Source organism: Azonexus sp. R2A61, from assembly GCF_021401135.1.
Classification (GTDB): domain Bacteria; phylum Pseudomonadota; class Gammaproteobacteria; order Burkholderiales; family Rhodocyclaceae; genus Azonexus.
On record NZ_JACBFO010000003.1, the window covers coordinates 628,675 to 652,562 of the forward strand.

The 23,888-nt window shown below is 66.4% G+C and carries 19 protein-coding genes; 2 read left to right on the forward strand and 17 right to left on the reverse strand.

Annotated features, from left to right (window positions below):
* Positions 1 to 2 precede the first annotated feature (2 nt).
* The 13 genes from L0962_RS12920 to L0962_RS12980 all read right to left on the reverse strand — a co-directional run bounded on the left by L0962_RS12920 (position 3) and on the right by L0962_RS12980 (position 16,659).
* Positions 3 to 341 (reverse strand): DUF3325 domain-containing protein, encoded by a 339-nt coding sequence (locus tag L0962_RS12920; protein ID WP_234086851.1) that lies wholly within the window; start codon positions 339 to 341, stop codon positions 3 to 5.
* A gap of 1 nt (position 342) precedes the next feature.
* Complete coding sequence (locus tag L0962_RS12925) at positions 343 to 1,983, reverse strand: PepSY domain-containing protein (RefSeq protein ID WP_234086852.1); 1,641 nt, start codon at positions 1,981 to 1,983, stop codon at positions 343 to 345.
* The gene (locus L0962_RS12930) at positions 1,980 to 2,279 is read right to left on the reverse strand and encodes a DUF3649 domain-containing protein (RefSeq protein ID WP_234086853.1); all 300 of its coding nucleotides are present in this window, start codon (positions 2,277 to 2,279) and stop codon (positions 1,980 to 1,982) included. The genes L0962_RS12925 and L0962_RS12930 overlap by 4 nt, the downstream gene beginning before the upstream one ends.
* A gap of 178 nt (positions 2,280 to 2,457) precedes the next feature.
* Complete coding sequence (locus tag L0962_RS12935; protein WP_234086854.1) at positions 2,458 to 4,902, reverse strand: TonB-dependent siderophore receptor; 2,445 nt, start codon at positions 4,900 to 4,902, stop codon at positions 2,458 to 2,460.
* Between the two features lie 62 nt (positions 4,903 to 4,964).
* Positions 4,965 to 5,993 (reverse strand): FecR family protein, encoded by a 1,029-nt coding sequence (locus L0962_RS12940; RefSeq protein WP_234086855.1) that lies wholly within the window; start codon positions 5,991 to 5,993, stop codon positions 4,965 to 4,967.
* Positions 5,986 to 6,459, reverse strand: coding sequence for a sigma factor-like helix-turn-helix DNA-binding protein (locus L0962_RS12945; RefSeq protein WP_234086856.1), 474 nt, complete (start codon positions 6,457 to 6,459; stop codon positions 5,986 to 5,988). The genes L0962_RS12940 and L0962_RS12945 overlap by 8 nt, the downstream gene beginning before the upstream one ends.
* Positions 6,460 to 6,845: 386 nt before the next feature.
* Positions 6,846 to 8,177, reverse strand: coding sequence for an alpha/beta fold hydrolase (locus L0962_RS12950; protein ID WP_234086857.1), 1,332 nt, complete (start codon positions 8,175 to 8,177; stop codon positions 6,846 to 6,848).
* A 190-nt stretch (positions 8,178 to 8,367) separates the two neighbouring features.
* The gene (locus L0962_RS12955) at positions 8,368 to 10,782 is read right to left on the reverse strand and encodes a TonB-dependent receptor (protein WP_234086858.1); all 2,415 of its coding nucleotides are present in this window, start codon (positions 10,780 to 10,782) and stop codon (positions 8,368 to 8,370) included.
* A gap of 109 nt (positions 10,783 to 10,891) precedes the next feature.
* Complete coding sequence (locus tag L0962_RS12960) at positions 10,892 to 11,830, reverse strand: FecR domain-containing protein (protein WP_234086859.1); 939 nt, start codon at positions 11,828 to 11,830, stop codon at positions 10,892 to 10,894.
* Between the two features lies 1 nt (position 11,831).
* Positions 11,832 to 12,350, reverse strand: a complete 519-nt coding sequence (locus L0962_RS12965; protein ID WP_234086860.1) for a sigma-70 family RNA polymerase sigma factor — start codon at positions 12,348 to 12,350, stop codon at positions 11,832 to 11,834.
* Positions 12,351 to 12,580: 230 nt separating this feature from the next.
* Positions 12,581 to 15,031: a TonB-dependent receptor gene (locus L0962_RS12970; RefSeq protein WP_234086861.1), complete on the reverse strand. Its 2,451-nt coding sequence runs from the start codon at positions 15,029 to 15,031 to the stop codon at positions 12,581 to 12,583.
* 147 nt (positions 15,032 to 15,178) lie between these two features.
* Entirely contained in the window at positions 15,179 to 16,159 is a 981-nt protein-coding gene (locus tag L0962_RS12975) for a FecR domain-containing protein (RefSeq protein ID WP_234086862.1), read from the reverse strand.
* Positions 16,156 to 16,659, reverse strand: coding sequence for a sigma-70 family RNA polymerase sigma factor (locus L0962_RS12980; protein ID WP_234086863.1), 504 nt, complete (start codon positions 16,657 to 16,659; stop codon positions 16,156 to 16,158). The genes L0962_RS12975 and L0962_RS12980 overlap by 4 nt, the downstream gene beginning before the upstream one ends.
* A gap of 249 nt (positions 16,660 to 16,908) precedes the next feature.
* Between L0962_RS12980 and L0962_RS12985 the strand changes: the two genes are divergently transcribed.
* Positions 16,909 to 18,579: a diguanylate cyclase gene (locus tag L0962_RS12985; RefSeq protein WP_234086864.1), complete on the forward strand. Its 1,671-nt coding sequence runs from the start codon at positions 16,909 to 16,911 to the stop codon at positions 18,577 to 18,579.
* 31 nt (positions 18,580 to 18,610) lie between these two features.
* Here the strand turns inward: L0962_RS12985 and L0962_RS12990 are convergent, their stop codons facing one another.
* The 3 genes from L0962_RS12990 to fumC are packed head-to-tail and all read right to left on the reverse strand — an operon-like array spanning position 18,611 to position 20,765.
* Entirely contained in the window at positions 18,611 to 18,979 is a 369-nt protein-coding gene (locus tag L0962_RS12990) for a hypothetical protein (RefSeq protein ID WP_234086865.1), read from the reverse strand.
* The gene (locus L0962_RS12995; RefSeq protein WP_234086866.1) at positions 18,976 to 19,383 is read right to left on the reverse strand and encodes a DUF2325 domain-containing protein; all 408 of its coding nucleotides are present in this window, start codon (positions 19,381 to 19,383) and stop codon (positions 18,976 to 18,978) included. Before L0962_RS12995 ends, L0962_RS12990 begins: the two co-directional genes overlap by 4 nt.
* A complete protein-coding gene (gene fumC, locus L0962_RS13000; RefSeq protein WP_234086867.1) occupies positions 19,380 to 20,765 on the reverse strand; it encodes a class II fumarate hydratase in 1,386 nt (461 codons plus the stop codon). Before fumC ends, L0962_RS12995 begins: the two co-directional genes overlap by 4 nt.
* Positions 20,766 to 21,043: 278 nt before the next feature.
* On the opposite strand from fumC, the gene L0962_RS13005 reads away from it, so the two are divergent.
* The gene (locus L0962_RS13005; protein WP_234086868.1) at positions 21,044 to 21,295 is read left to right on the forward strand and encodes a GlsB/YeaQ/YmgE family stress response membrane protein; all 252 of its coding nucleotides are present in this window, start codon (positions 21,044 to 21,046) and stop codon (positions 21,293 to 21,295) included.
* A 139-nt stretch (positions 21,296 to 21,434) separates the two neighbouring features.
* Here L0962_RS13005 and L0962_RS13010 read toward each other — a convergent pair whose 3' ends face one another.
* Positions 21,435 to 23,861 (reverse strand): TonB-dependent siderophore receptor, encoded by a 2,427-nt coding sequence (locus L0962_RS13010; RefSeq protein ID WP_234086869.1) that lies wholly within the window; start codon positions 23,859 to 23,861, stop codon positions 21,435 to 21,437.
* Positions 23,862 to 23,888: the final 27 nt, after the last annotated feature.

The following is a 23,888-nucleotide window of genomic DNA, read 5'->3' on the forward strand; positions in this document are numbered from 1 at the left end:
AATCAGAGAAAGAAGGGCGGCAGCGCCAGCACCGGGCCGACGACGATCAGCCAGCCGGCAAAGCGCGGCGCGTAAGGCAGCAGGAAGACCAGCGCGAAAGCGGCGGCCGACAGCAGGCCGAACCAGGCGACCGGGCCGATCGCCCAGCCCCAGGCCAGGCTGCACAGCCACAGCGCGACGCCGATCAGGCTCCCGCCGGCCAGGCGCAGCGCCAGCCGCCGCGGGCGGCCCGGCTTGCCGTGCAGGACCTGGGCGTGGTGCCGGTCCATCGCCAGGCACAGCGCGAGCAGCGCGGCGTAGCAGACGAAGAAGACGAGATAGACGGCGAAATGCTTGTCCATGTCAGCGGCCTCCCGTCGCCGGGGCGACATCGTTGGCCGGCGCGCCGGTTTTTTCGTCGATCCGGGTGTCGACCGCAGGTTTTGCCATCCGTCGTTGCAACTGGCGCAGCGCGGCGGCGAAGATCAGGCCGAAGGCGATGGCGGTCAGTTCGACGCCGGCCGTTTCGCCGTCGCCGCGGGCCAGCGCGGCGAACAGCCAGTCGCCGGTGGTGGCCAGGTTGAGCAGCGGCAGCGCCAGGCACAGCGTGGCGACGGCGGCCAGTTGTTCGCGCCAGGCGGCCAGGGGCGGGCGCAGCCCGGCATGGACCAGCGTCAGCAGCCACAGCGCGAAGAACAGCACGATCTCGCGCGTTCCCCGCTGGGCAACGTCGAGCGGCAGCAGCCGGTTGATCCAGAAGAAGCCGATGCAGGCCAGCGACAGCCCGGCGATGGCGGCGACGTTGAGCGCTTCGATGATGCGATAGACGCGCGGCGTCGCGCCGCCGAATTCATTGGCCGACTTCTTGCGCCGCTTGACCATGAACAGGATCGCGCCGGTCGCCAGCATCGCCGCGCCGGCCATGCCGGACAGGAAGTACAGCCATTTCATCGGGTAGCCGCCGAAACGCACGAAATGCAGCGCGTTCATCGTCCGCTGCGTTTGCAGCACATTGCCGCCGCGCACGGTGTTTGGCTTCTGCACGTCGATGGTTTCGCCGCTGACCCCGTCGAACAGCGCAGAACCGTTGCTGCGGCCGACCAGACGATCGGTTTCCGCCTCCGGATCGAAGCGGCCGAAGATACGCACTGCGGCGCTGCGGTCGCCGGCGTGGTTGACCACGACGAAACCCGCCTCGCGCTCGATGGCCGCTTCGCCGCGCTGCATCAGCGAGGCCAGTTCATGCACCGGCGCGTCGGCGAACTGCATCGGGCGCGGCGGCGGGCCTTCGTTCAGCTTGGCGAAGAAAGCGTCCTCGTCGCCGGCGTAGCGCGCCAGGATGCCGGCCGGCATGTAGATTGACCAGAAGATGATCAGCCCGGTGTAGCTGATCATGAACAGGAAGGGCAGGGTCAGCACGCCGAGCGCGTTGTGGCCGTCCAGCCAGGAGCGCTGCCCCTTGCCGGGACGGAAGGTGAAGAAGTCGGTGAAAATTTTCTTGTGCACGACGATGCCGGAGACCAGCGCGACCAGCATGGCGACGGTCGCCGCGCCGACGATCCAGATGCCGGCCATGCCGGCGTGGAACTCGAAGTGCATGTGCACGAAATGGTGGCCGCCTTCGGTTTCGCGTGCTGTGCCCGGTGGCAGCTCGCGGCCGGTCTGCGCATCGAGGCGCAGGCGGTGGACCGGCGCATCGTCGTCGGCGCGCCAGAAAACGCGCAATTCCGGGTTTTCATCGTCGGGCAGGCCGATGGTCCAGAACTCGGCGCGCGGCGATTTTTCCTGCAGGTAGGCTTGCGCCTTGCGCACCGCGTCGGCGCGCTGTTCTGCGGTCAACGGCGTGAATTCGCCGATTTTCCCTTTCTCACGCAGCCAGTGCGAGATCGGGTCGTCGAACACGCCCAGCGTGCCGGTCAGGAAGATGGCGAACAGGATCCACGTAAACCACAGGCCGCCCCAGGTGTGCAGCCACGACATCGACTGGCGGAAAGTCGTTTTCATGCCGCACCTCCGACCTGCAGGGCGAAGGCCAGCGCGCCCATCAGCGCACCGGGAATCAGCAGGCCCAGCCAGGCGCGCGTCGCGCTGGCAGCGGCGAACACCCAGACGATGGCGGCGGTGTAGACCGCGAAGCTGAACAGCGTCGCGCCGAGCACCGCCTCGGGCAGTTCGGCCGGCAGCAGGTGGCTGACGAAAATGGAGAACACGGAGGCCAGCGCGTAACCGCCGAAAACGGCGGCGACGATGCGCGACAGCAGCGCGCTGCGCGGACGGGGTGAAGCGAAGGGAACGGACATGGCAAACCTCGGCTGAAGGGATTGTCGGGGGCGTCGCCGACGGCGATCGATGATCGGCGCCCTGTTTTCGGCGCTCTCAATAGACATGTCGTTTGAGACGGGAAAAAAGGTCGTGTTGGTCACAATCTGTTACAAAAAAACCGGCGGACGCATCGCACGAACGCGTCCGCCTGCCGGATCAGAAGCGATAGGCCAGGCTCAACCGGAAACTGCGCGGTTCGCCGTAATAGGCCGACGCCGAGCTGGTCTGGTAGGTCTTGTCGAACAGGTTGTAGGCGTTGAAGGTCGCACTGAACTGCTTGGTGATGTCGTAGCGCGCCATCAGGTCGACCAGCGTGTAGCTTTCCTGCGTCACCCGCGCCGGACTGCCCAGTACGGTGAGGTCGGACCAGGTGCGGTTCTGCCAGCGCAGGCCGCCACCAACGGTCAGCCCGTTGCCGACCCACGGCATGCGGTAGCTCGAGAACAGCTTGAGCGCGTTCTGCGGCACGTTGGTGTTGAGCAGCTTGCCTTGGGCGTTCTGCGGCAGGTTGCGCGAGAAGGCGGCGGAGGCCTGCCAGTGGCGGGCGAGTTGGCCGCCGACCTCGATCTCGAAACCGCGCGTCGTCGTGCCTGCCTCAGCGCGGTAGGCCTGCGATCCGTCCGGTGCCGTTACGCCGGGAATCATGACGGCCAGATTGTCCTGTTCGATGCGGTAGACCGCGGCGGCCAGGTTCAGCTTGCCGTCGAACAGTTCGGCCTTGCTACCGAGTTCGTAGGCCTTGCCGAGCAGCGGGTCGAGGTAGTTGCCGCCGGGGTCGCGGTTGCTCTGCGGCTTGAAGATGTCGGTATAACTGGCGTACAGCGACCATTGCTGGGTCAGGTCGTAGACGATGCCGGCGTAGGGCGTGACTTGATTGGTCCATTTGCGCGTGACGTTGTCGGTGGCGCCGGTCGCGTAGCTGCGGTTGTAGGTTTCGTCCTCCCAGGTCGTCGTCCGCGCGCCGACGATGATGGACAGCGGGTCGAATGGCTTGAAGCGGGCAGTGAGGTAGGCGCTCTTCGTCATTTCCTTGTAGTTGAAGTCGCCGACCGGCGAGTTGTCCGGCTTGCCTGGCGTATTGCCGTCCCAGGTGTAGATGTTCGGAACGGCCAGCACGTGCCACAGGTGGTAGGCTTCGGCATCCTGCTTGGTGCGTGACAGCGTGCTGCCGAACACCAGGTCGTGCCGGCGGCCGAACAGCGTGAACGGGCCGCTCGCCGAGACGTCGAGGCTGTGTTGGACCGGTGGGCCGGCCCACCGGCCGGCATACATCGATACACCGGCGCCGGTCGCCGGGTTCGGGTTGCCGCCGGTCGCGTAGCCCAGTTGTTCGTCGTACTCGGTACGGTCGTAGGAATAGCTACCCTTGACCTTCCATTCGTTGGCGAAGCGGTGTTCGAGCGAGACGAAGGCGGCCAGGTTCTCGCGCCGGGAAGAGGCCCACGATGCGGCGGCGGAATCGGAGCGGCGCCACTGGGTGCGCGTGCGGTCGCTGTTGAACAGCGGCAGGCCGCCGCGCGAGTGGCCGGTGGCGTCGTGGCGCTGCCAGGTCAATCCTGCGGTCAACAGCGTGTTCGACGATAAATCCGCTTCGACGATGCCGGAGACGATCTTCTTGGTTTCGTTCAGCCGGTCGATGTAGGAATCGTTGTCCTGCCAGGCGACGATGCCGCGCCCGCGCAGCGTGCCGGCCGCGTTGAGCGGTGCCGACAGGTCGGCCTCCAGCCGGTAGCGGTCCCACGAGCCGGTTTCGGCCTTGACGTAGCCTTGAAACTCGGCGGTCGGTTTCTTGCGGATCAGGTTGATCGTCGCGCTCGGCGTGCCGATGCCGTTCATCAGGCCGGTCGCGCCGCGCACGATCTCGACGCGGTCATAGAGCACCATGTCGTTGCTCTGGAAAATGCTCGAATAGTTGCTGTGCAGGTGGCCGATGCCGTCGACCATGTAGTTCTCGACCTGGAAACCGCGCGAATAGATCGGCGACGAGTCGGAACCGGCGTTGCCGGACTGCACCATGCTCAGGCCGGCGGTCTGCTGGACGATGTCGGGCAGTTGGGTCAGGCCCTGGTCTTCCATGCGCTGGCGGGTGATCACGCTGACCGACTGCGGCGTTTCGCGGATCGACAGCGGCAGGCGGGTGGCGGTCTGCATGCTGCGCGTGGTGTAGGAGTCGGTGTTCTCGGTGGTCGCCCGGTCGGCCTGCGCGGTGACGGTCATTGGCGCCAGCGTCGCGCCATCGTCGGTGCCGGCCGGGTGGATGGTATAGGCCGATCCGGTCGGCACGGCGACCAGGCCGCTGCCGGCCAGCACGCGCTGCAGCGCTTCGTGCAGCGTCATCGAACCGTGCAGCGCCGGCGCGTTGCGGCCGGCGACCCGTGCTGCGTCGGCCGAGATGGCGACACCGGACTGACGGGCCAACGCGTTCAGGGCCTGACCGAGCGGTAGGGCATCCAGCGCAAAGGCGTGCCGGGTGGCCGGCGCCGTATTCTGGGCCAGGGCCGGCGGCAGGAGCGCCGGACCCCCGAGGGCGGCGGCGCAGGCCAGGGGGAGCAGGCGCTGGCGCCAGGGGCGGTGCGCTTGGGACGGGGCAGGGGGGAACATGGCGAAGGTCCTCATGGGTGGTTTTCCCTGTGAAGACGTTTGTGACGCCGACTACCGGACAATTATTTTTCGCGGCCGGCTTTTTCGCCGTTTGTTGCGGTCGACCGCAGGCGGATCACGAAATGCCCGTTGCCGAGCGGTACGACGTTCACCGGGTGGATGCGCGGCAGCGTTTCGAGGAAGGCCTGCGGGTTGTCGATCGGGAAACTGCCGGTCAGGGTCATGCGGTGCAGCGCGCGTTGCGGCTCGATGTCGATCGGCGTCGCCAGGTAGTCGTTCCAGCGCTCAACTGCCTTGTCGACCGGCATGCCATCGAAGACCAGCCAGCCCCGGCGCCAGGCGCCAACGTCGTCGGGCGCCACCCGGCTGTGGCGCAGTTCGCCGTTGCGCGGCATGTAGACCGCATCGCCGGCACCCAATTCGGTATCCGGCAAGGCATCGGCCGGTTGTCCGGCGCGCCAGACGGCGACCCGTCCGTGGGCGACGGCGACGCGCAGGCCGTTGTCGTTGAGGCGTACCGAGAAGGCGGTGCCCAGCACGCGTACGCGGCCGAGCGGCGTCTCGATCTCGAACGGGTGCTGCGGGTCGGGCGCCACGTCGAAGCGCACTTCGCCGGCCGACAGGTGGGCCAGCCGCCGGTCGCGGTGGTAGGCAATGGCGACTTCCGAGCGTGCCGCCAGGTCGATGCGGCTGCCGTCCGGCAACTCGTGCGTGGCGATCTCGCCGCGGCCGGTGCTGGCGACCAGGGTGAACGTGGGGCGTTGCCAGTACCAGCGGCCGACGCCGCCGGTGGCCAGCGCCAGCGCGCCGAAACCGAGCAGGGCGCTCAGCCGCCGGCGGGTCTGCCGCTTGCGTTCGGCGGCCGACGGCGGCAACGCGAATTCGTCGCGCAGCCGACGCGCGTCGGTTTGCCGCCAGGCGTCCTGGGCGGCGCGGCTGGCCTCGGCGTGGGCACCGCCGCGCGTTTCCCAGTCGGCCAGTTCGCCGGCCGCCGCCGCGGCATCGGGCGGCGAACCGCCGTGCCGGCGGACGACCAGCAGCAGCGCCTGCTCGAACAGGCGCTGGCGGGCGACTGCGCTCGGTTCACTCATGGCGGCCGTTTTCCATCATGAGATCGCAGACTGCACGCACCATGTGTTTTTCGATCGATGCCACGGTCGTTTCCAGGTGGCCGGCGGCTTCGGCGTGCGTGAAGCCGTAGATGCGGACCAGAATGAAGGCCTCGCGCCGCTTGCGGGACATCGCGCCGAGCCGGGCGGCCAGTTGCGCCAGGCCCTGGCGGGCGCCGACCGTGCGTTCCAGGCAAGGCGATTCATCCGGACTGATCAGGCTCAGGGTTTCGATCATCCGCAGTTCCGCCTGGCGCGTGCGCGCCGCGTCGATCACGATGTTCTTGCCGGTGCGGTAGAGCAGTGCGCGCATGTCCAGGATCGCCGCCTGGCTTTCCATGGCCAGCACGCGGGCGTAACTCTCCTGCACGACGTCGCTCGCCGCGTCGCGGTCGCGCAAGGTGCGGGAGAAGAAGTTAACCAGTTCGGCGTAGAAATGCGTGGCCATCGGCGGGCTGGGAACGGGAATCAGAATTTTTGCTACGAATGGGAATTGTTCTTATTATCCAGAAAAACGGCGGCGGTGTCGAAAAACGATTCGGCCGGCCCGTCACCTGTCCCGGAACGCAAGCATGAATTTCCCTGCGCCGGCGGCGATGCCGTCGGCACTCTCTACGTCGAACATGGCCGCTGGCTGAAGCACTGGCTGCGGCGCCGGCTGGGCGACAGCCTGGTTTTTCCGCAGTTCGCAGTTCGCCGTCGGCCTCAACATCAACAACCTGTTCGACAAGAGCTGCTGGTTCGGCCTGTCGTCGACGCAGGGGATGAACTTCTACGGCGAGCCGCGCCGCGCGACGCTGACGCTGAGCGCGAAGTTCTAAGCGGTGCCGTGCCTCACGACCCGGCGCGCGCCTTGATCCACGCTGCGACGTCGTCGATCAGCGCCTTGTCGACGCGCCCCGGCCGTTGGTATTCGAGCGGGGTGCTCGGTGCTTCGCCGGCGATGCCCAGATGGTTGAGCGCCGGGTAGCGTTTCAGTACGACCCGCGGCGAGTCGGCGAAGGTCTGCTGCCAGATCGCCCAGTCGGCGTCGGTGACCTGGTAGTCGCGGCCGCCGTGCAGGATCAGCAGCGGCGTTTTTGACCGTTGTGCGTCGTCGACCGCACGCACCGCGTCCAGGCTGCGCCAGTAGCCGGCCGGCAGTTGCAGCGGCGCGTCGGCGCGTGGCGGATCTTCGCCGCGGCGGATGGCCGCCAGTCCACCGGCCAGCGCGTCGATGGCGCGCCGTTCGCCGGCATCCACCGCGCCGTCCTGCGCCGCGATGCGCTCGAACTGCTCGATCACGCTGTCCAGCACCGGCCGGGCGGGTGCCGCCCACAGGATGGCGCCGGCCGGCACGGCGGCCCGCTCGGCGATGCGCGGCGCCAGCATGCCGCCCTGGCTGTGGCCGAGCACGAAGACCGGGCCGATGCCGGGCTGGCCGGCCAGCACGCGCAACGCGGCGACGGCATCGTCGGTCGTCTCGTCGTCGATGCCGAAGTCGCCGGCGAAATCTTCGGGGCGGGCGCGGCTGCGCTTTTCGTAACGCAGCACGGCGACGCCGCGCCTGGCTAGCCCATGTGCGAGATCGCGGAATGGCTTGTTCGGGCCGATGCTTTCGTCGCGGTCGTGCGGGCCGGAGCCGTGCACCAGCACGACGCCCGGGACCCTGCCGGCCGCAGCCGGACGGGTCAAGGTGGCGGGCAGGGAAGCCCCGGCTAGCGGGATGGCGAGCGGCGTTTCGCTGAAATTCGCGTTCTGTTCCAGCGCTGTCGGCGCCGTCTGCGGCACGATCAGCAGGCCGGCGATGCGCCGTTGCCCGTCGATGGCGATTTCGGCGTTCAAAGCCGCCCGTTCGTACGTCATCGGTACGCGCACTTTGTGGCCGCTGCGGTAGTTTTCGTCGACCGGGGTACCGCGTTGCCGGCGGGCGCCATAGACGGCCGGCAGCGATTCCCAGACGCTGCGCAGGCGTTCGGCCGGCAGCGCGGTAGCCAGCTGCGGTGTCATCAGTGCGACGGCGGCCGGATAGTCGCCGCCGTCCAGGCGATCGAGCAGGTCAGCGGCCAGTTGCCGGGCTGCCTCGTCGGCGCCGGCGGGCAGCGCGGCCGACGCCAGGCCGGCGAGGAGGGCAAGATGGCGCAGTGCGCGCCATCCGTGGCGGGGCATCGATTGAACGGTTTTCACGGCGGTCTCGGCTCGTCTGTGCGCTGGCTGGCCGAGCTTGGCGTGGCTGGCGTCGTTGGTTGGCAAAGCGCGGAGCAGTGTTGTGGATTTGTCCCGCGACGTCAATTTTCCGGCAATTCCGCGGTCGACCGCAGGTATCGACAAAAAACGGCGCCGTTGCCGTGGCGCCGTTGTTGGTGCGGGCCAGGGCTCAGAAGCGGTATTTCATCGTCAGCATGACGTTGCGCGGTTCGCCCCAGGTGTAGGTGCTGTACCAGTCGAACAGCGTGTAGTACTTCTTGTCGAGCAGGTTGCTGACCTTGAGGTTGACCGACAGGTGCTTGTCGATCTGGTAGCTGGCCATCGCGTCGAGCAGCCAGTAGCTGGCCATGGTGTGCTTGACGGTGCCCTGGATCGGATGACCGACGTCGGCCCAGGCCTTGCTCTGCCAGCGGGCGCCGCCGCCCAGCGTGAGGCCGGGGAGGATGGCCGGTTTGACGCTGGAGCTGAGCGTGAACTGGTTTTCCGGCGACATGGTGGCCACTTTTTCGCCTTGCTGGCGGGCGATCTTGTGGTTGAAGCCGGCGTGGATCTGCCACTGCGGCGTCAGTTGACCGGAGATTTCGGCCTCGAAACCCCGGGTGCGGACGCCGTCGATCGCCCGGTAGGCGGTGCCGCCGCTCGGTGTCAGCCCGCCGCTGGCTTCGGCGTAGTTGTCCTGTTCGAGGCGGAAGTAGGCCAGGCTGGCGTTCAGCCGGCCGTTGAAGAAGCTGCCCTTGATCCCGGTCTCGTAGTTGATGCCTTCGAGCGGGTCGAGCGTTTTGCCCTGCGCGTCCTGCGCGCTCTGCGGTTGGTAGATGCTGGTGTAGCTGGCGTAGAGCGAATATCGGTCGTTCAGGTCGTAGACCGCGCCAAGGTAGGGCACGATGACGCCCGATTTCTTCATCGTCGCGTTTTCGTAGTTCAGCACACGGCCGCCGGCGATCAGCTTGAGGTCGTCGCGCAGGTTGAAACGGGCGGCGGTGTAGGCGCCGCTTTCGCGAATGGTCTCGCGGTCGCTGCCCTGCCAGCCGGCGTTGTCCCAGTCCGGCTCGGGCAACTGGCCGTTCCAGTGGTAGTAATCGGCGATGTTGTTGCTGCCGGCCCAGTAGCTGCGGTTGGTCCACACCCGCTTGGCGTGACTGGCGCCGAGCACCAGTTCGTGCTTGCGGCCGAGCAGTTCGAACGGCCCGCTGGCATAGAGGTCGATGGCGTCGGCGACGGTCTTGCCGACGTACTTGCCTTCCCAGGTGGTGACGCCGCCGCCGGTTGCCGGATCGGGATTGCCCGAACCGGCCGAGCCGAGTGTCGCGTCGTAGCCGTTGATCTGGTGGTTGAACTGGGCCTTGAGCACCCAGTCGTTGGCGAGCGTGTGTTCGAGGGTGGCGAAGGCGGTGCGCGTGTATTGTTTCCAGCTGCTCCAGTCGGCGCCGTTGTTGAACGAGCGCGGCATCTGGTTGAAGTTGCCGTTGGCGTCGTAGATCGGGATGCCGCCCCAGGTCGAGCGTTTCGGGTCGTTGTTCTGGGCGTCGACGCCGACGGTGAGCAGCGTCGCCGGGCCGAGGTCGGCCTCGAGGATGCCGTAGAAGGTCGCCGTCTGGCGTTCGTAGCCGTCGAGGTGGGAATGACGGTCCTGGTAGGCGGCGACGGCGCGGCCGCGCAGGCTGCCGGCCGGGTTCAGCGCGCCGCCGAGATCGAGCTGGCCGCGGTAGTTGTCGTTGGTGCCGGCGCCCAGGCTGATTTCGCCCTGGAAGTTTTTGGTCGGCTTCTTGCGGATCAGGTTGATCGTCGCGCCCGGATCGCCGCTGCCGGTGAGCAGGCCGGTGGCGCCCTTGAGCACCTCGACGCGGTCGTAGATGGCCATGTCGCTGAGCGTGTTGCCGGCCGAGTAGGAGGCGTTCCGGGTCATCGGGATGCCGTCGTACTGGAAGTTGTTGATCGGGAAGCCGCGTGCGTAGTAGGCGGTCCGCTCGCTGTCCAGGGTGACGATGCTGATGCCCGGCGTGTGCGCCATCACCGCGTCGATCGAGGTCAGGTTGAAATCGTCCATTTCCTGCCGGGTGATGACGCTGATGGTTTGCGGCGTCTCGCGCGGCGTCAGCACCAGCCGGGTGGCGGTGGCGATCGTGCCGGGCGTGTAGGAACCGCTGCCTTCGGTGATTTCGCCCAACTGGTTGGCGGTTACCTGCATCGCTGCCAGCGTGGTTTCTCCGCTGCTGCTGCCGCTCGTCTGGCTGGCCCGCAGCACGTAATTGCCCTGACCGCGATGCACGGCTTCCAGGCCGCTGCCGGCGAGCAGCCGGGCCAGGCCGGCGGCCGGCGTGAAGTCGCCGTTCAGGCCCGGCGTGCGCAGGCCGCGTGTCTGTTCCGCTTCGAACGACAAGGTGATGTCGGCGGCGGCAGCGAAGGCGGTGAGCGCGCTGCCGAGCGGCCCGGCCGGAATCTGGTAGCTGCGCAGCGGGGCGTTTTGCGCGTAGGCCGGCGGGCTGGCCAGCAGCAGGGCCGGGCCGGCGAGCGTCAGGCCGAGCATGGCGGCGCGCAAGGTGAGGGCGATGCGGCGCGGACGCGAAGGGAAGGGCTGAGTCATGACGAAAATTCCTCTTTTTCCTGGTTGACCGTGGAAGGACGCGGCAAGCGCCTCTACCCGGTTGGCCGTTTTCAACGGAAAAAGAGCAACCCCTGGATGAAAATAATTCTTAAATAGCCTCGGCGCGCACCCAGTAGCGGGTCGCGTAACGCCAGCGGATCGGCAGCGATGCCGCCAGGGTGTCGAGCACCGCATCGGTGTCGGCCAGCCGGAAGACGCCGGATAGCCGCAGCCCGGCAACTTCCGGCGCGCAGGCCAGGTAGCCGGGGCGATGGCGCGCCAGTTCGGCGAGGAAGTCGTCGAGCCGGCGGTCGTTGGCGATCAGCTTGCCGTCGCGCCAGGCGCCTTCGCCGCTGGCCAGCGCCTGCGGTGCGGCCACCTCGCGGTCGTCGAAGCGGGATTGCTGGCCGGCTTCCAGGCGTCGCGCCGTTCCCGCCCTGGGGCGGAGTTCGACGGCATGTTCGAGCACGGCGACGCGCGTTTCGCCGTCTTCGCGCCGGACGCTGAAGCGCGTGCCGAGCGCCCGCACCGCGCCGTTCGCGGTATGGACCTCGAAAGGACGCGGATCGGCGGCCGTCTGGACAAGGATTTCTCCGGTCAACAGATGCAAGCGGCGCAAATCCGGGCGGTAATCGATGTCGACCGCAGAAGCGCTGTTGATGTCCAGCGTACCGCCGTCGGCGAGCCGGATGCGACGACGTTCGACGGCCGCCGTCCGCAGATCGGCGCGGGCGATCTGCCAGCCGGATTCGAGCTGCGGCAGCAGCGCGGCGAGACTGCCGGCCGAGAGCAGCAGGGTCAGCAGCTTGACCGTGCGCCGGCGGCGCTGGCGGGCGGCGGTCAGCGTCGGCACGGCCATGTCGCCGGGCACGCTGTTCAGCCGCCGTTCCAGCGCTTGCATGCGCGCCCAGGCCTGGCGGTGCGCCGCGTCGGCGGCCAGCCAGCGCTCCCAGGCGGCGCGCTCGGCCGGGCGCAGCGCCGCGTCGTTCAACTGGACGTACCAGTGGGCGGCGGCTTCCAGCGCGCTGCGCGGCAGTTCGCCGGCCACTTCAGCAGCCCTCGGCGAGGATCAGGCACTGCGTCAGCGCGCGGGCCAGGTGTTTCTTGACGGTGGTGAGCGAGATGCCGAGCCGTTCGCCGATCGCCGCATAGGTCAGCCCTTCGAACTGGGCGAGCAGGAAAATCTCGCGGGCGCGCGGCCCGAGTTCGTCGAGCATGCGGTCGATGGCGACCAGGGTTTCGAGGATCAGCGCCCGCGTTTCGGGCGACACGGCAACCGGTTCCGGCCGGGCGGCCAGCGTGTCGAGCCAGGCCTGTTCGATGCTCAAGCGGCGGAAGCGGTCGACGACCAGCCCGTTGGCCACGGTGGCCAGGTATTTTCTGGGTTCTTCGATGGCTGTCGCGTTGCGCGCCGCGAGCACGCGCAGGAATGTGTCCTGGGCCAGGTCGGCGGCGTCGAAGCGGTTGCCGAGCTTCCGGCGCAGCCAACCGCTGAGCCAGCCATGGTGGTCGCGGTACAGCGCGGCGATGGTCAGTCCCGGCAAATCCGGTGCGGCGGCGGTGTTCAAGGAGGTCTCCGGAGCGGTCGGCGCTGGCTGGTCCGAAGCGGATGGCTGGCCTTTATTTGCGAAACGTTCTCATTATCGCGAATTCGCCGGATAGCGTCAATTTGGGGAAAACCGCCGGAATTCCACGGTCGACCGCAACCGACAAGGCGATTTCGCCTGCTGCGGTCGACCGCCGGTTGAAACAAAAAAGGCACCGCAGAACGGTGCCTTGAAGGCGTCCGCAAAGCGGCTCAGAAGGTGTACCTGGCGGTCAGCATGACGTTGCGCGGGGCGCCGAACACATTGCCGCCGGTGCTCCAGCCGATGCCCTGGTAGTAGTGCTTGTCGAACAGGTTGTTGAGGTTGAGGCGAATCTCGGTGTGCTCGTCGAAGCGGTAGCTGCCGTTCAGGCCGACGATGGCGTAACCGGCTTGCTGGATGTTCTGGTCGTCGCTCGATTTGATCCGGTTTTGGGCGTATACGTTGCCACCGATGCGCCAGCGCGAAAGCTCGCCGGGCAGGCGATAGCTGGTGGTCATTTTGAACTGGTGGCGGGGCTGGTCGCTGTCGAACTGTTTGCCGATGTTGTTTGGGTCGGCATCCTTGGTGTACTTGGCATTGACGTAGGTGTAGCCGCTCGCGATCTGCCAGTTCGGGGTCAGCGCGCCGCTGACTTCCAGCTCGATGCCCTTGCTTTCGACTTCGCCGGCGGCTCGCTTGCAGTAGCCCCAGGAACTGCCAGGGCAGGGGTTCGGGCCGGCCAGATCGTCCACGGCGCGGTTCTGCTGCTGGACGATGAAGGTCGCCAGACTGGCGTTCAGACGGCCGCCGAAGTACTCGCCCTTGATGCCGAGCTCGTAATTGGTACCGGTGATCGGGTCGAGCAGCTTGCCGTCGCGATCGCGGTTGCTTTGCGGCTCGAAGATTTCGGTCCAGCTGGCGTAGAGCGAATGACTGTCGTTCAGATCGTAGACCAGGCCGGCATAGGGGGTGATTTCGCGGTTGACTTCGAAATGGGTGGCGTTGCTGTGGTTTTCGTTCTCGTACCAGTTGATCCGCGTCCCGAGGATGAGTTTCAGCGGATCGGCCAGGCTCAGGCGGGTCGCCGCATAGACGCCCTTCTGGCGCGCCGTGTAGGCCCAGTTCCACAGCGACATGTCGATGTCGGGCCGGGCGACGCTGGACGAATCCCAATGATAGGGATCGACCGCCGGGCCGGCCGGGGTCCAGGCGTAACTGGACCAGCCGCCCCAGTTCTTGTTGTCGAACTTGCGATAACTGGCGCCGAACATCAGTTCATGGCTGCGCTCGAGCAGCGTGAAGGGGCCGTTGACGCTCAGGTCGTAGCTGTCCTGGCGGTTGTCGAGCCGGTAGCGCTGGGTGCTCTGGCGCAGTACGCCGCCGTTCGTGTAGAGGCCGGAGAACATCATGTCCTGTTCCGGCCGTTTCCACAGGGCTGCCGCCCTGGCCTGCCAGCCGTTGGCGAACTTGTGGGTGAGGTCGGCGAAGAGGCTCTTGTCAGTCTGTTGCCAGTAGTCGAAATCGTTGGCGGTGTTGGCCGAGCGACTCAGGCCGGCGAGGAAGCTGCCGTCCGCGTTGGTTGGGTGGCCGGGCAGGAAACCGTCGTTATCCACCTTGCGGTAGTGGACGCCCAGCGTCGCCACCGTGGCCGACGTCAGGTCGGCTTCGAGGATGCCGTAGAACTGGTGGTTGCGGTCGTGGGCGGTGTCGTAGAACTGCTCGCTGTCCTGCACCGTTGCCACGGTGCGGCCGCGCAGGGTGCCGGCGGCGTTGAGCGCTCCGCCCGCATCGACGGTGCTGCGAAAGTTGCGCCAGCTGCCGGCGCTCAGCGTGACGCTGGCCTGCTTGTCGGCCGTCGGCCGCTTGCGCACCAGGTTGATCGCCGCCGACGGGGTGCCGGCGCCGGTCGTCAGGCCGGTGGCGCCGCGTACGACTTCGACGCGATCGTAGATGTCCAGCGCGTCGTTGTCGGCATTGAAGGTGCCGTTGGCGCCGGTGCTGGTGGGCAGACCGTCGATCAGCAGGTTGGATATCGGGAAGCCGCGTGCCGAGAAACTGCCCGATTCCCCGCTGTAATAGCCTTTCTGCATGACCAGCCCGGTGATGTTCTGTACTGCGTCGTCGAGCGTGATCATGCCCAGGTCGTCGATCTGCTGGCGGGTCAGTACGCTGACCGACTGCGGCGTTTCACGCGGCGACAGGGTGAGCTTGGTGGCGGTGCTCATCGCGCCGGTGGTGTAGGAGCGGGTGTTTTCCGTCGTGCCGTCGAGGCCGGCCGCAGTGACCGTCATCGGCGCCAGCGTGGCTTCGCCGGTGGCCGGCGGCAGCCTGCGCAGGCGCCAGTCGCCGTTGCCGCCGCGCACGGCTTCCAGGCCGCTGCCGGCGAGCAGTTTCTGCAGGCCGGCTTCGGCGCCGTAGCTGCCGTTGAGGCCGCCGGACTTGAGCCCGTCGGTCAGTGCCGGGTCGAAGCTCAGCGTGATGCCGGCTTGGGCGGCGAAGGCATAGAGCGCCTGGCTGAGCGGACCGGCCGGCAGGGCGTAGGCTTTGGCGCTGACGTTCGCCGGCAACTCGGCGGCCGACGCCGCACCGGCTGGCAGCAACGCGGTACAGCTCAGGCCGAACAGTGCCAGACTCAGTGGACGAAGGCGGAAGACGGTTCGGTTGCGTGTCTGGGATGGCATGGGGTACCCCTTTCGATAGCCGTTTTTGAAGGTTTCCCTGGCTTGTCGAACGAAGCGGAAAAAGGGGCCAGTCTTGTCGATCCGCGCTTGATCCGGAGCGCGCTTCCGCGGGCCGGCCGATGCGCCGCGCCGGCGGTCGGGAAACCGTCAGAGAGCGGGGTCGCGGGGGAGTACGTTGACCCAGTAGCGGGTATGGCGGCGGATGGCGATCGGCAGATTGTCCTGCAGGATGGCGAGGATGCGGTCGGTGTCGGCGAGCTGGAAGACGCCGGAAATGCGCAGGTCGGCGATTTCCGGCGCGCAGCGCAGGAGGCCGGGGCGGTGGCGGGCGAGTTCGGCGAGGAAATCGGCCAGCCGCTGCCGGTCGGCGATCAGGTTGCCGTCCTGCCAAGCGTCGATGCCGACCGGCAGCGGACTGGCCGGTCCGACGGCGTGCTCGTCGAAGCTGGCGGCTTGTCCGGCTTCCAGCCGGCGCGGCGCATCGCTCCGGTGCGGACGGATTTCCACGGCGTGTTCGAGTACCGCGACATGGCTGCGCCCGTCGCCGTCGCGGCGGACGATGAAACGCGTGCCCAGCGCGCGGATCTGGCCGTGCCCGGTGTCGACCAGAAAGGGGCGAGGCGGCCGGGCGGCATCCGGCGCCGTTTCGACGAGGATTTCGCCACCGTGCAGCACGATGCGACGCTGCCCCGCGTCGAAACGGACATCGGCACTGCTTGCCGTGTTGAGGTGGAGCCGGCTGCCATCGGCCAAATGGAGGGCACGCCGTTCGCCGGTGGCGGTGCGGTAATCGGTCGTCGGCCCGCCATGCCGCAGGCGCCAGCCGAGCCAGCCGGCGGAGGGCGCGAGCAACAGCAGGGCGATGCCCTTGGCCAGTTTGCGGCGGCGCGCGCGGTGGCTGTTGGCCAGTGTATTGATGCCGATGCCGGCGGGAATCGCGCCCAGGGTGGTGGCCAGCGATTCGGCGGCGCGCCAGGCGGTTTCGTGTTCCGGTGCCGAGGCGCGCCAGGCATCGAGGGCCCGGCGACCGCCGGCATCGAGTTCACCGGCGTGCAGGCGGACCAGCCAGTCGGCGGCCTGGTCGATGGTCAGCGGAGAAATCGTGGCAGACGAAGGTATCGGGGTCATGTGAGCAGGACTCGCAGGCATTGGGCGAAGCCGTCGTGCATGTAGCGCTTGACTGAGCGCAGGCCGATGCCGAGCTGCTCGGCGATCTCGGGGTAGCTCAGGCCTTCGAGCTGCGAGAGCAGGAAGACGGTGCGGGTTTTTTTCGGCAGCGCGTCGAGTAGGCGGTCGATGTGCAGCAAGGCCTCGATCACCAGCAGGCGCTCTTCGGGCGACGGGGCGACCGGTTCCGGCAGCAGGGCCAAGGCTTCAAGGTAGGCCTGCTCGAGTGTGCGCCGGCGGATCTGGTCGACCATCAACCCGTGTGCCACGGTGCGCAGGTAGGCACGCGGTTCGCGGAAGGCTTCGCATTCGCGCTTCAGGAGCAGGCGCAGGAAGGTGTCCTGGGCCAGGTCGGCCGCCTGCTGCGAGCAGCCGGTTTTGCGCCGTAGCCAGCCGAACAGCCAGCCGTGGTGTGCTTGATAGAGTGTGGAAACGGAATCGGGCACGGCCGCGTTGCTCATGAAGTTCCTCGGGATGAGCGCCGCTGGCTGGCCGCGAAGGGAACGCGGCGTGGCTTGCGTCAGTTATTGCGAATGGTTCGCATTATTTTGGATTTGCGCTGCAAGGTCAAATTTTCAAACCGGAATTCCCATACGGGCAGATGCACATGGGATTGGTTTATGAAAATGAGTTTTTTTATTCATGTAGTATTGCCTTGTACGTCGGAACTCTGGAAATCCATCGAACCGGGAAATCAAGAGGAGCATGGGATGCTTGAAAAATTTTTCTGGCTGAACGACAACGAAACCCAGCTGCTCATCGGCGAGCATCACATGGGGTTGGTTCTTTTGTCGGTGCTGATCGTCATCCTGATTTCATGCATGTCGATGCAGATTGCCGGCATTGCCAAGGCCAGCCATCGACCGTTTTTTCGCCATGTGGCGATCGGTAGCGGCGCCGTTGCGCTGGGGGCCGGCATCTGGTCGATGCATTTCATCGGCATGCTGGCTTTCCGCTTGTGCACGCCCATTCGCTACGATCCGCAGATCACCGTATTGTCGGTTCTGCCGGCCATCCTTGCCTCCTGGATCGCGCTCGAGATTCTCTCGCGTGACCGGATCAGCGCCCGCCAGTTGATGATCGGCGGCGTACTGGTCGGTGCCGGCATCGGTGCCATGCATTACGCCGGCATGAGTGCGATGAAAATGGGGGTGGAACTGCGCTACGACCCCGCGTGGTTCGCGACTTCGATCATCGTTGCCGTGCTCATGGCGAATTTCGCGCTGTGGATTCGTTTCGGCCTGCGCCATCAACGCTGGATGGGCAAGGGCGGCATCACGGTGCTGAGCGGTACGGCGATGGGGCTGGCGATCGCTTCGATGCACTATGTTGCGATGCGTGCGGCTCGCTTCGTTGGCGAGGAACAACGCGATTATCTGCAAACCCACGACCTCGGGCTGGTCATCGGCATCTCTGTGGTGACCGTGGTTCTGGGCGGTTTCGTGCTGGCCGGCAACCTGATCTCCCGCTATCGCCAGCTTTATGCCCAGTTGCAGTTGAGCGAACTGCGCCAGAAGGCGATGTTCGATACGGCGGTGGATGCGATCATCACAATCGAAAAGGATGGCGTCATCACGACGGTCAACCCGTCGGTCGAACGCCTGTTCGGCTGGCGCAAGGAGGAACTGATCGGACGCAACGTGAAGATGTTGATGCCCGAGCAGCAGCGCACGCAGCACGACGGTTACCTGCGCAATTACCTGGATACGGGGATTGCCCGGGTGATCGGGATCGGCCGCGAGACGACCGCTCAGCGCAAGGACGGCAGCACTTTCCCGATCCGCCTGGCGGTCGGCAAGGTGGTGTTCGAGGAAGCGATCATGTTCGTCGGCTTCATCACCGATATTTCGGAACAGAAGCGGATCGAGAAGCTGCTCGAACGCGAGGCGCACCACGATGCGCTGACCGACCTGCCCAACCGGCGCATGCTGTTCGCCATCCTGCCCAAGGCGATCGCCCGCGCCGACCGTTACAACCGGATGTTCTCGCTGTTGTTCATCGACCTCGACGGATTCAAGCGGATCAACGATACGCTGGGCCACGAAATCGGTGACGAGTTGCTGAAGGAAGTCGCGCATCGCTTGTTGCAGGTATCACGGCGCACCGATCACGTGGTGCGCCTGGCCGGCGACGAATTCGTCGTCGTGCTGGAAAATCTGAACGAAGAAGGCGAAGCGCGGCAGATCGCCGAAAAGATGCTGGCAGAGATTTGCAAGCCGATGGTGCTTCAATCGCATGACGTCAAAGCCCAGGCGAGCATCGGCATCGCCTTCTATCGTCAGGGCGACCGGCTTTCGGCCGATGAACTGCTTGGGCAGGCCGACAACGCCATGTATGAGGCGAAGAAGCGGGGCAAATGCGGCGTCTTTTCGGTGGCTTGACGCGGTCGACCGCAAGAATCGGCCGAAATCCCTAGGCGTGGCGGTTCGCCTCGAAAAGCTTGACGGTGGCCAGGCGATGGCCGAGCCGGCGCAGCCGGTCCGGGCGCTGCAGCCAGGCGGGCATGCGGTGCAGCGCGCGATAGGGGCGATAGGCCAGGTCGCAGCAACTGATCCGCCAGGCGAAGGGCAACAGCGGGTCGTTGGCGCTGGCGAGCAGCGTCAGCAAGGTGCGTTCGAGGATGCGCCAGGCGTCGGCGTTACGGTCGGCAAGCGCTTCGGCGTAGTCGACGTAGGCCTGGATGTGGCGCGGCTCGTTGGGATGAAGCGCCAGCCGGACGACCGTCCCGAGCTTGTCGTGGGCGATCCGCTGGGCGGCCGACAGTGCGGCTTCGCGGTTCATCGGACGTCTTCCTCGACGGCGGCATCGGCCACTGCATGGTGGCAGCTGTCGTCCTTGCGCTGGCAGTGCCCATCGCTGCGCCAGTAATAATTGTGGCTGACGCAGCCGGTGCGGCAGATCACTTCGTCGGCAGCCCGTTGTTCGTCGCCGGTAGCGTGGCGTTCGCGCAGGGCGCGCAATTCGGCATCGCGCTGCAGCAGTTCCTGTTGCAGGTGTCGGGCCAGGCCTTCCAGATGCTGGATGCGGCGCGCCTGGGCTTGGGCGAGGTCGCTGCAGCGTTGCTGGACGTCGGCCAGATGGCGCAGCAGCACGGCAGCTTCCGGTTTGCCGCCGGGACCGCCGGCGGGCAGCGGAGCCTCGGTAGTGTGACGGCGGGGCAGGAAGAACAGGCGGCTCAGCATCATCGGCCCGTCATGTTGGCCGGAACGACCCAGCGGTCGAATTCCTCCGCCGTCAGGTGGCCGAGGGCCAGCGCTGCCTCGCGCAGGCTGCTGCCGTCCTGGTGCGCCTTCTTGGCGATCTGCGCGGCCTTGTCGTAACCGATGTGCGGATTGAGCGCGGTGACCAGCATCAGCGAGCGTTCGAGCAGTTCGCCGATGCGCTGGCGGTTGGGCTCGATGCCGACCGCGCAATGGTTGTTGAAGCTTTTCATGCCGTCGGCCAGCAGGCGGACGCTCTGCAGGAAATTGTGGATGACCATCGGCCGGAAGACGTTCAGTTCGAAGTTGCCCGAGGCGCCGCCGAAGTTGATCGCCACGTCGTTGCCGAAAACCTGGGCGGCGAGCATGGTCAGCGCCTCGCTCTGCGTCGGGTTGACCTTGCCGGGCATGATCGACGAGCCCGGTTCGTTCTCCGGGATGCTCAGCTCGCCGATCCCGCAACGCGGGCCGCTGGCCAGCCAGCGGACGTCGTTGGCGATCTTCATCAGGCTGGCGGCCAGGCCTTTGAGCGCGCCGTGCGCGTGCACCAGGGCATCGACGCTGGCCAGCGCCTCGAACTTGTTCGGTGCGCTGATGAAGGGATGGCCGGTGTGGCGGGCGAGTTCGCCGGCGACCTGTTCGGCGTAGCCGCGCGGGGCGTTCAGGCCGGTGCCGACGGCGGTACCGCCGAGCGCCAGTTCGTGCAGGTGGGGCAACGTGGCGCGGAGGTGGCGGTCGGCGTGATCGAGCTGGGCGACCCAGCCGGAGATTTCCTGGCCGAGCGTCAACGGCGTTGCATCCTGCAGGTGGGTGCGGCCGATCTTGACGATTTCGGCGAAATCCCCGGCCTTGGCGGCCAGCGTCGCGCGCAGCAGGGACAGCGCCGGCAGCAGGCGGCGGACGATGGCGTCGACGGCAGCGACATGCATCGCCGTCGGATAGACGTCGTTGCTCGACTGGCTGCGGTTGACGTCGTCGTTGGGATGGACCAGGCGGCCTTCGCCGCGCGGGCCGCCGAGAATCTCGCTGGCGCGGTTGGCGATCACCTCGTTGAGGTTCATGTTGGTCTGCGTGCCCGAGCCGGTCTGCCAGACGACCAGCGGAAATTCCCGGTCGTGCTTGCCGAGGATCACCTCGTCGGCGGCGGCGACGATGGCCGCCGTCCGGTTGGCGTCCTGCAGGCCGAGCGCTTCGTTGGTCAGTGCGCTGGCACGCTTGACCTCGGCCAGCGCGCGGATGATTTCCGGCGGCTGGCGTTCGCCGGAGATGTCGAAGTTCTGCAGCGAACGCTGCGTCTGGGCACCCCACAGCCGGTCGGCGGGGACCGGAAGCGGGCCGAAAGTGTCGTGTTCGATACGTGTCGTCATGGAATCCTCGGCGATCGGGCGCCGTTGAAAAAACGGCTGGCTGGCAAAGGCTGGCTGGGCCAAAAAACACGAGTGATGAGACAACCGGCGGTTGCGGGACTGCGGAGGGGCGCAGGTCGCGTCTTTCGGTTGACTTCAATATACGCCCGCGTTCATTGCAAGTAAATAGGAATAATTGTTATTTAGTCGGTTGTAATACGCCTGTCCCGCGGGGCTGGCTTTCCGTGGCGAATTAGCGGTATGGTTCGATGTCCGGAACCCTACGAAGGAGTCGAGTCATGGACTGGATCATTTCGCTGATCGTCGGCGGCATCGTCGGCTGGCTGGCCAGCATCGTCATGAAAACCAACGCCCAGATGGGCATCATCGCCAACATCCTTGTCGGCATCGTCGGATCGTCGCTCGGCTACTGGATCGCCGGCCTGGCCGGGATCACCGCCAGCGGCGGCTTTCTCGGCTTCGTCATCGCCATTGCCGGCGCTTCGCTGCTGATCTTCATCCTGGGCAAGCTCGGCATCTTCAAGCGCTGACGAAAAATCCCCGATTCCTGCGGTCGACCGCAGAAATTCATGAAAAAACGGCACCGTCAGGTGCCGTTTTGTCTGGTGGAAGCTTTCCGGACGGACATTCGTGCCGTCCCTTTCCCGATCGATGGAGGCCTGCCGGGGATTACCAGCGATACGTCGCCGTGAAATTGACGGTGCGTCGGTCACCGTAATTGCAGACGCCGTAGCCGCAATGCGCCAGGTAGGCCTTGTCGGTCAGGTTGCGCAGGTTGAGGGCCAGTTGCCAGCGCTCGAACGCGTAACCGAGCATGGCGTCCACCAGCGTATAGGCCGGCACCTTGATCGGTGCGGCTTCCGCCGTGCCGCGATTGGTCCCGACGTAGCGTGCGCCGATGCCGGCCTTCAGGCCGACTGCCCAGCGATAGTCGGCCCACAGCGAGGCCTGGTGGCGGGAGACTTCGTTGGCCTGCTTGCCGACTTCGTCGGTGTTGGCGCTTTGGGTGACGTCCGCCTTCGGTGTGAATGTCCAGCTGGCGACGACGTTCAGCGGCTTGATCGGCTGGAAGGCAGCCTCCAGCTCCAGGCCGCGCACCTGGATTTCGCCGTATTGCCTCGGTATGCCAGTGGTGCCGTCGTAGGTCACCATATTCTGCCGTTTCAGGTCGAAGGCGGCCAGGCTGTAGCGGTCGTTCCTGCCGACCGGCTGATAGCGGACCCCGACTTCGTACTGGCGGCCGGTTTCCGGGGCGAAAGCGCTGCCGGAGCTCGGGTCGATGGTGGTGTTCGGCGAGAAGGATTCGCTGTAGCTGGCGTAGGGGGCGATGCCGTTCGGCGAGAGATAGACCAGCCCGGCCCGGCCGCTGAACTTGCCGTCGCGCTGCTCGCTGCGGCTATGGCTCAAGCGGTCGTCGGTTTCCACCTCGGCCGTATCGTAGCGACCGCCCAGCGTGGCGACCCAGCGTTCGCCGAACTTGATCTGGTCCTGCAGGTAAAAGCCGCTCTGCGTCAGCAGGGTATTGGCATCGATGAAGGTGGCCGGGCGGCTGTAGCTGCCCAGGACGCTACCGTCGTAGACATCGATGGTGGTGCCGCTGCTGCCGGAATAGGCGCTGACATCGAAGCGGCTGCGCTGGTAATCCAGGCCGGCGAGCAGCGTATGTCGCAGGCTGCTGGTCGTGAAATCGGCCTGGAGCTGGTTATCCAGGTTGATCGTGTGTGCTGTTTCAAAGGCGCCGAAGGCATTGCGCCGCGCTCGCCGGAAGTTGACCGGGTCGCTCGGGTTGCCGGCGTTGAGGGTGACGAAGCGGGAAGCGGTCATCGCTTCGTAATCGGCTTCCAGCCTGCCGTAGCGGGCCGCCTGGCGGAAGGTCCAGGTGTCGTCGAAGCGATGTTCCAGGCGGTAGCCCAGCATCCACTGCCGGTGGTCGAAATGATTGAAGTCGGCGTCGCCCAGGAAACGGCGGGATGAAATCGAACCGTTCGGATTGTCCAGCAAGGTGCCGGCATAAGGCGCGCCGGTGGTATAGCTGCCGGCCTGGTCCTTGAGGTAATGGGCGTGCAGGTCCAGCGTGGTCCGGTCGGAAATCTTCCAGGTCAGGGCCGGGGCGACGAAAATGCGGTCGTCCGGCATGCCACCTGCCGGCAGTTCGGCGTCGCGCAGCACGCCGGTGAGGCGGTAGAGCAGCTTGCCGTCCTCGTCCAGCGCGCCGGTGAAATCGCCGGCCAGTTGCCGGCGGTTGAAACTGCCCAGTTGAACCTGGATTTCGCGCGAGGCGACTTCCGACGGCCGCTTGCTGACGGCGTTCACCATGCCGCCCGGAATGTTTTGACCATAAAGCACGGAGGAGGGGCCGCGCAGGATCTCGATGCGTTCCAGTGCGTAATTCTCGGTACGCCACACCCCCCAGGTTCCGGCATTGCGCAGTTGCAGTCCATCCAGATAGTAACCGGGCGAAGAAGCATCGAAACCGCGGATGAAGATCCAGTCGTAGCGCGAGTCGGCACCGTAAGGCGAGATGTTCACACCCGGCGTGTAGCCCATCGCGTCGCGCAGCCGGGTGGCGCCGATGGCGTCGGCGAAATCCTTGGTGACGACGGTGATCGACTGCGGCGTCTCGATGATCGGCGTGTCGGTCTTGCTGCCCGTGGCGCTGCGTTTGGCGAGATAACCATTGACCGGCCCCCAGGCGGATTCCTGCTCGACACTGGCGCGCACGGTGAGCGGCGCCAGCGTGGCTTCGCCGACGGCCGGACGGAACAGGCGGTAGCTGCCGTCCGGTCGCAGCTGGGCGACCAGACCGCTGGCGGCGAGCAGCCGGTGCAGTGCGTCGTCGAGGCGGTAGCTGCCGTGCAGGCCGTCGCTGTGCAGGCCGGCGACCAGCGCCGGGTCATAGCTGAGCAGCACCTTGGCCGTTTCGCCGGCCTGGTTGAGTGCCGCGGCCAGCGGGCCGGCCGGGATGTCGAAACGGTGGGTGGCGGTTTGCGCTGCTGCGGTCGACGGCAGCAATCCGCCGGAAACGGCGATGCCGGCGCAGAGCAGGTGTAGGGCCAGGGCGACCGGCCGCAGCGGAAGTTTACGGGAAGCGTGCATGATGTCGTGGTGCCTCGTCGGGTGTGA